Annotated in this window: 4 protein-coding genes; 3 read left to right on the forward strand and 1 reads right to left on the reverse strand. The window is 63.0% G+C overall.

Annotated features, from left to right (window positions below; all coding sequences use genetic code 11):
• The first annotated feature begins 636 nt into the window (after positions 1-636).
• A complete protein-coding gene (locus EN964_RS16340) occupies positions 637-1,104 on the forward strand; it encodes an Hsp20 family protein (protein WP_013529716.1) in 468 nt (155 codons plus the stop codon).
• A 72-nt stretch (positions 1,105-1,176) separates the two neighbouring features.
• Here EN964_RS16340 and EN964_RS16345 read toward each other — a convergent pair whose 3' ends face one another.
• Positions 1,177-2,226 (reverse strand): low specificity L-threonine aldolase, encoded by a 1,050-nt coding sequence (locus EN964_RS16345; RefSeq protein WP_127272775.1) that lies wholly within the window; start codon positions 2,224-2,226, stop codon positions 1,177-1,179.
• Positions 2,227-2,735: 509 nt separating this feature from the next.
• On the opposite strand from EN964_RS16345, the gene gltB reads away from it, so the two are divergent.
• Together gltB and EN964_RS16355 are read left to right on the forward strand one after the other, a co-directional pair.
• The gene (gltB, locus tag EN964_RS16350; protein WP_127268829.1) at positions 2,736-7,472 is read left to right on the forward strand and encodes a glutamate synthase large subunit; all 4,737 of its coding nucleotides are present in this window, start codon (positions 2,736-2,738) and stop codon (positions 7,470-7,472) included.
• Between the two features lie 141 nt (positions 7,473-7,613).
• On the forward strand, positions 7,614-8,364 hold a 751-nt coding region (locus tag EN964_RS16355; RefSeq protein WP_164775840.1), incomplete at its 3' end, for a glutamate synthase subunit beta.

Consider the following 8,364-nt stretch of genomic DNA (forward strand, 5'->3'; position numbering starts at 1 on the left):
CACGGTGCCCTTCATCGGGCGAGCGACCGCGCCGAACAGGCCGTAGCGGATATTCTTTCGGTCACGCGTGGTGAAGAAGCCGCCGGTGGCATTTTCCGGCCGCGGATTGCCCTCGATTTCGTGAAAAAGGGAGTTTTCGGTGAAAAGATCCGTCATTCGGCGCTTCGTGCTCGGCGTCTCGCATGCCCGCCTGCGCTGGCCGGCTCCGCTAAGGTGATAGACGCCCATGCGCCAAAAGCCAAGGAATTCCCGGTGAAGGGGAGGCTGCATCAGGGAAGGCCGGAAGCCGCTTGAAAGCGTGCTTCCGGCCCCTGTCGATCCGGGAGGAAGGGACGTTACACCCGGTCGGCCTCGTTGCGGTGCCTGTTGTGCAATCGGCGCCGCCAGTCCTTGATCCTGGAATGGACTTTAGCGCCGGCTGCCTGAACGCGCGCCGAAGTGCCGGTTCATCTGCCGTTCATCAAGGGTCCGGCCGCCGTGGCTTTTGCCGCCAGGTGAAATCTTGAAATGCTTTCCAGCGCTCCCCAAATGTCTCGTGCGGTCGCCAATGTCGGGGCCGCTGGTCCACCCGAAACGCCGCTCAAGGGTTTCGCACCGGCCATACGCAAACCATGTTGCTCAACAGGAGAACACCTCATGCGTCACGTTGATTTTTCCCCGCTTTATCGCTCGACCGTCGGCTTCGATCGTCTGTTCACGATGCTCGATTCGCTTGCGCAGCCGGATGGCGCGCAGACCTATCCGCCCTACAACATCGAGCGCACCGGTGAGGATTCCTACCGGATCTCGATGGCGGTTGCCGGCTTCTCGGACGAGGAAATCTCGATCGAAGCCCATCGCAACGTGCTGACCGTGAAGGGTGAGCGCAAGGACGAGGGCACCGGCGAAGGCTCTGAGCTGCTCTATCGCGGCATTGCCTCGAGGGCTTTCGAACGTCGCTTCCAGCTTGCCGACCACGTCGAGGTCGTTGGCGCCTCGCTGAAGAACGGCCTGCTCTTCGTCGACCTCAAGCGCAACATCCCCGAGGAGCTGAAGCCGCGCAAGATCGCCATTACGGCGTCTTCGGCCAAGGCCAAGCAGATCGAGGCCAAGACCGCTGCCTAAAATACAAGTCTCCTCCCGAGACGGAAGCGGCGCCGAAAGGCGCCGCTTTTTTGTTGTCGGGGAAATGCGTTATCAGGCGATCAGCTGGCCAAAACGGTCGACTTCATCGGCTGTCGTCGCAAAGCTGGTGACGAAGCGGTAGAGCAACTCGTCCTCGCCGATGTGGCCGTCAAAGCCATGCGGCTTGTGCCAGTCGTAGAAGGCGGCACCCGCGGTCTGCAGCCTCTCGGCCTCGGCCTTCTTGATCACCGCGAAAACCTCGTTCGCCTGCGGCAGCCATGCCAGCTTGGCCGTTGCCGAATCCTCGATCGCGGCGGCAAGGCGTGCGGCCATGGCGTTGGCGTGGCGGGCGGTGTCCAGCCACAGCCCACCCTTGAAATAGGCCTCGAACTGCGCCGCGACGAAGCGCGATTTCGAAAACAGCTGGGCGGCGCGCTTGCGCAGGAAGGCCAATTCCCTGGCACGATCGAGGTCGAACAACACGATCGCTTCGGCGCACCAGCAGCCGTTCTTGGTGCCGCCGAAGGAGAGGATGTCGACGCCGCGTTTCCAGGTCATTTCGGCCGGTGTCGTGTCGAGTGCGACCAGCGCATTGGCAAAGCGGGCGCCATCCATGTGCAGGGGCACCGAATATTGTTTGGCGATCGCCGAGATCGTCTCGATCTCATCCAGGCCGTAGATGGTGCCGACCTCGGTCGACTGGGTGATCGAAACGGCCATCGGCCGTCCCCAATGGACAATTTCCGGTGCGAAACGGCCGATGGTCCTTTCCAGATTGTGCGGATCGATCTTGCCCAGCGCGCCATCGATCTCATGCAGGCGAGAGCCGCCGGAAAAATATACCGGCGCGCCGCATTCGTCCTCGATGACATGCGATTCGCGATGGGCAAAGGAAATGCCGCCCGGCTTGTTGTAAGCGGTGAGCGCCAGCGAGTTGGCGGCCGTGCCGGTGGCGACGAAGAACACCGCGACCTCGCGTTCGAAAATCTCACTGAAGCGCTGGTAGACTGCCCGGTCGAGCGCACCGTCGCCATAGGCGGTGGAAAAGCCGCCGGCATTGGCCGACAGGCCGGCGGCAATATTGGGATGGGCGCCTGCCCAATTGTCGGAAGCGAAGAACATGCATCTGCCTATGTCTTGGGAGGTCGGGGGTTTGGGGAAATCGGGTTTTGGGGAAATCAGTCTGAAGTTGACCGGTTTCGCGAGCGGACCGCAAGGGGCCAGGCGCCGGAAAAACAGTAAAGCCAGCCAACCGGCAAAGCCCAGGTCGACGACTGAAGCTTACGTTTTTCCCGGACTTGACGACATTTTCTGTCGCGGAAAGCCCAAGTTTTTTGTGAATCGGTCTTGTGTGCGTCCCAGATTTCTGCCATAAAAATTTAGGACAGTAGTGCTGTCTTATTTTGTCGCACAAAACGAGCCGGATTGGCGTATCATTGGGCCTCTCCGGCTGTTGCCGCGAGCGACAGGTGGACAGCCAGACTCTGGCCTGTACGATTACCAGATGCGTTCCATGCGGAAAGCCGCCTGGTTCGGCAAGGATTTCGCAAGACGTGCCACAAGGATCAGGGTGAGCCAAGCGCTTGCCGAGGCAAACCAGCGCCTGAATGGCTGGGAATGGAGGACAGGAGATGACGGACATGACGCACTCTGCGACGAACGGCCAGGCCGCGCAGACGAAAGCGGCAACCGTCAAAACCACCTTGCGATCCAATATTAGCCGAACCGCCAACGGCTTTTCCGCCCAGGGCCTCTACGATCCGCGCAACGAGCATGACGCCTGCGGCGTCGGCTTCATCGTCAATATGAAGGGCGTGAAGTCGCATCAGATCGTCAAGGACGGGCTGGCTGTGCTCGAAAACCTGACGCATCGCGGCGCCGTTGGCGCCGATCCGCTGGTCGGCGATGGCGCCGGCGTGCTGGTGCAGCTTCCCGACCAGTTCTTCCGTGAGGAGATGACGGCCCAGGGCATCGAGCTGCCGCCGGCGGGTCAGTACGGCGTCGGACACTGGTTCATGCCGCAGGACGCGGCCCTTCGCGCCCATATCGAGGACATCATTGTCGAATCGGCGCAATCCGAGGGGCTTCCGCTCATCGGTTTCCGTGACGTGCCCGTCGACAATTCGTCGCTTTCGAAGGCGCCTGACATCGTGGCATCCGAGCCGTTCCATCGGCAGATCTTCATCGGCCGCACGCCAGACATTACCGATGACGAGGAATACGAGGCCAGGCTCTATCTGCTGCGCAAGGTGATATCGGGCCGCATCTACGCCGAGAACGATAACAAGGACATCGGCGCCTATTGCGTGTCGCTGTCGGCGCGCACCATCGTCTACAAGGGCATGTTCCTGGCCTACCAGGTCGGCGCCTATTACAAGGACCTGATCGATCCGCGCTTCGAGACCGCGCTGATCCTCGTCCACCAGCGCTTCTCGACCAACACCTTCCCGTCTTGGAAGCTGGCGCATCCCTACCGCATGGTCGCCCACAATGGCGAGATCAACACCGTGCGCGGCAACAACAACTGGATGGCTGCGCGCCAGGCGTCGGTCGATTCCGAACTGTTCGGCAACAACATCTCGAAGCTGTGGCCGATTTCCTATGACGGCCAGTCCGACACCGCCTGCTTCGACAATGCGCTCGAGTTCCTGTTCCAGGGCGGGTACAGGCTCAGCCATGCCATGATGATGCTGATCCCGGAAGCCTGGGCGGGCAACAAGCTCATGGATGCCGATCGCAAGGCCTTCTACGAATACCATGCGGCACTGATGGAGCCGTGGGACGGGCCGGCGGCGGTGGTTTTCACCGATGGCCGCCAGATCGGCGCCACGCTCGACCGCAATGGCCTGCGCCCGGCACGCTACATCGTCACCGATGACGACCGCGTCATCATGGCCTCGGAAGCCGGCGTGCTGCCGGTGCCCGAGGAGAAGATCGTCAAGAAGTGGCGGCTGCAGCCAGGCCGGATGCTTCTGATCGACCTGGAGAAGGGGCGTATCGTCTCCGACGAGGAGCTCAAGTCGGAGATCGCGACCAAGCATCCCTACAAGACCTGGCTCGCCAACACGCAGCTCATTCTCGAAGATTTGAAGCCGGTCGAGCCGCGCGCGCTGCGCAAGGATGTCAGCCTGCTCGATCGCCAGCAGGCATTCGGCTATAGCCAGGAAGACACCAAGCTGTTGATGTCGCCGATGGCGACGACAGGCCAGGAAGCGGTGGGCTCGATGGGCACCGACACGCCGATCTCGGCGATGTCGGACAAGTCGAAGCTGCTCTACACCTACTTCAAGCAGAACTTCGCCCAGGTCACCAACCCGCCGATCGATCCGATCCGCGAGGAGCTGGTGATGAGCCTGGTGTCCTTCATCGGGCCGCGGCCCAACATCTTCGACCTGGTCGGAAATTCGCGCCGCAAGCGGCTCGAGGTGCGCCAGCCGATCCTGACCAATGGCGATCTCGAAAAGATCCGTTCCATCGGCCACACCGAGGACCGTTTCGACACCAAGACGATCGACATCACCTATGGCTCGGCCGAAGGGGCCGCGGGCATGCAGGGCGCCATCGACCGGTTGTGCGAGCGGGCGGAGGCGGCGGTCGCCGGCGGCTACAACATCATCATCCTGTCCGACCGCCAGGTCGGGCCGGACCGCATCGCCATCCCGGCGCTGCTGGCTACGGCCGCGGTCCATCATCACCTGATCCGCAAGGGGCTGCGCACCTCGGTCGGCCTCGTCGTCGAATCCGGCGAGCCGCGCGAAGTGCATCATTTCTGCTGCCTTGCCGGCTATGGCGCCGAGGCGATCAATCCGTACCTTGCCTTCGACACGCTGCTCGACATGCACAAGCGTGGCGAACTGCCGAAGGAAGTGGACGCCTACGAGGTCGTTTCGCGCTACATCAAGTCGATCGGCAAGGGCATCCTCAAGGTGATGTCCAAGATGGGCATCTCGACCTACCAGTCTTATTGTGGCGCGCAGATTTTCGACGCCATCGGCCTGAAGACCGATTTCGTGCAGCAATACTTCACCGGCACCGCGACGCTGATCGAAGGCGTCGGGCTGGACGAGATTGCGGCAGAGACGCTCAGCCGCCACAATGACGGTTTCGGCAACGACCCCGTGCTGCGCAACAGCCTCGAGGTCGGCGGCGAATACATGTTCCGCATGCGGGGCGAGGCGCATATCTGGTCGCCCGACGCGGTCGCCACCTTGCAGCACGCCGTGCGCCAGGGGTCGTGGGAAACGTTCAAGGACTATTCCGCCCAGATCGACAGCGAGACGGCCCGCGCCCAGACCATTCGTGGCCTGTTCAAGATCAAGCTGGCCGGAGAGACCGGCCGCAAGAAGGTGGCGCTCGACGACGTCATGTCAGCGGCCGACATCGTCAAGCGGTTCTCGACCGGGGCGATGTCGTTCGGGTCGATCTCGCGCGAAGCGCATACCACGCTGGCGCGCGCGATGAACCAGATCGGCGGCAAGTCGAACACCGGCGAGGGCGGCGAAGAGGCCGACCGCTATCTGCCGCTGCCTGGCGGCGGCAAGAACCCCGAACGCTCGGCGATCAAGCAGATCGCCTCGGGCCGTTTCGGCGTCACGGCCGAATACCTCGTCAATTCCGACATGATGCAGATCAAGGTGGCGCAGGGTGCCAAGCCCGGCGAGGGCGGCCAGCTGCCCGGCCACAAGGTCGACGCGACCATCGCCAAGGTCCGGCATTCGACGCCGGGCGTCGGCCTGATCTCGCCGCCGCCGCATCACGACATCTATTCGATCGAGGATCTGGCACAGCTGATCTACGACCTGAAGAACGTCAATCCGGCGGCCGACGTGTCGGTCAAGCTGGTGTCGGAAGTCGGCGTCGGCACGGTTGCGGCGGGCGTCGCCAAGGCACGCGCCGACCACATCACCATTTCGGGCTATGATGGCGGCACTGGCGCCTCGCCGCTGACCTCGCTCAAGCATGCCGGCAGCCCATGGGAAATGGGCCTTGCCGAGACGCACCAGACGCTGGTGCTGAACGGCTTGCGGTCGCGCGTCGCGCTGCAGGTCGACGGCGGCTTGCGCACGGGGCGCGACGTTATCATCGGTGCGCTGCTTGGCGCCGACGAGTTCGGCTTCTCGACCGCGCCGCTGATCGCGGCCGGCTGCATCATGATGCGCAAGTGCCATCTCAACACCTGCCCGGTCGGCGTCGCGACGCAGGATCCGGTGCTGCGCAAGCGCTTCAAGGGCACGCCCGAGCATGTCATCAACTTCTTCTTCTACGTGGCGGAAGAGGTGAGGGAGCTGCTCGCCGAGATGGGTTACACCCATATCGACCAGATCATCGGCGACAGTGATCTTCTGGAGAAGCGCGACCTGATCGTGCACTGGAAGGCGCGCGGGCTCGATTTCTCGAAGATGTTCTTCAAGCCGGATGCGCCGCATGAGGCGGTGCACTGGACCGAGCGCCAGAAGCACCCGATCGACGACGTGCTCGACCGCAAGCTGATCGAGCTGGCAAAGCCTGCGCTCGAAAGCAAGCTGCCGGTCAAGATCGAGGTCGATATCCGCAATGTCGACCGCTCGACGGGCGCCATGCTGTCGGGTGAAGTGGCCAAGCGCTTCAAGCACAAGGGCCTGCGCGAGGACACCATCCAGGTGAAGCTGACCGGCACTGCCGGCCAGTCCTTCGGCGCCTTCCTGGCGCGCGGCATCTCGTTCGAGCTTGTCGGCGCCGGCAATGACTATGTCGGCAAGGGCCTGTCGGGCGGCCGCATCGTCATCCGGCCGCCGGAAGAGGCCAAGATCGTCGCCGCCGAGTCCATCATCGTCGGCAATACGGTGCTCTATGGCGCCACCGAGGGCGAGGCCTACTTTGCCGGCGTCGCCGGCGAGCGTTTCGCCGTGCGCAATTCGGGCGTCGCCGCCGTCGTCGAAGGCGTCGGCGACCATGGCTGCGAGTACATGACGGGCGGCATCGTCGTCGTCATCGGCAAGACCGGCCGCAATTTCGCCGCCGGCATGTCGGGCGGCGTCGCCTATGTGCTCGACGAGGCGGGCGATTTCGCCGAGCGCTGCAACATGGCGATGGTCGAGCTGGAGCCGGTTCCGGAAGAAGACGATCTGATGGAAAGGCTGCTGCACCATGGCGGCGACCTCGATCACAAGGGTCGCGTCGACGTCTCCGGCGACATGACCAGCCATGACGAGGAGCGGCTTTACCAGCTGATTTCCAACCATGTGCATTACACCGGGTCGGTGCGCGGCCGCGAGATTCTCGACGACTGGACGATTTTCCGGCCGAAGTTCCGCAAGATCATGCCGGTCGAATACCGCCGCGCCCTGATCGAGATGGAACGCATGCGCATGGGCGTCGCGGCGGAATAGGCTTTGCAATTGCCGGGGAGCCCAGGCTTCCCGGCCCATCTTCATCGACAGTTTGACCTCCGGCGCAAGGTTGCCATGGCTGCCTCAAGGGGTTAACGGGTGCGGCGAAAACCGCACCATCTGGACAGCAGGAACTGGACTATGGGCAAGGTAACAGGCTTTCTCGAAATCGACCGGCAGGTGCACAAGTACCAGCCGGCCTCCGATCGCATCCGGCATTTCCGTGAATTCACGCTGCCGATGTCCGACAAGGAGGTCGAGAAACAGGCCGCGCGCTGCATGGATTGCGGCATTCCGTTCTGCCATGGGCCGACCGGTTGCCCGATCCACAACCAGATTCCGGACTGGAATGACCTCGTCTACAATGGCGACTGGGACAACGCGATCCGCAACCTGCATTCGACCAACAATTTCCCGGAGTTCACCGGCCGCATCTGCCCCGCGCCCTGCGAGGAAGCCTGCACGCTGAACCTCGAGGACATTCCCGTCGCCATCAAGACGGTCGAGCAGGCGATCGCCGACAAGGCCTATGAAACCGGCCATATCAGGCCCTATCCGCCGGAGAAGAAGACCGGCAAGCGCGTCGCCGTCATCGGCTCCGGCCCTGCCGGCATGGCGGCTGCCCAGCAGCTTGGCCGCGCCGGCCACGATGTCCATGTCTACGAGCGCGAAAGCCGGCCCGGCGGGCTGATGCGCTACGGCATTCCCGACTTCAAGATCGAGAAGCACTATATCGACCGGCGCATCGAGCAGATGCAGGGTGAGGGCGTGACCTTCCATTGCGGCGTCAATGTCGGCGTCGACAAGCCGGTTGCCGAGCTGCTCGCCGAACATGATGCCGTGCTCTATTGCGGCGGCTCGGAAACGCCGCGCGCGGCCGGCATTCCCGGCG

The sequence above is a fragment of the Mesorhizobium sp. M7A.F.Ca.CA.001.10.2.1 genome, assembly GCF_003998575.1.
Taxonomy (GTDB): Bacteria; Pseudomonadota; Alphaproteobacteria; order Rhizobiales; family Rhizobiaceae; genus Mesorhizobium.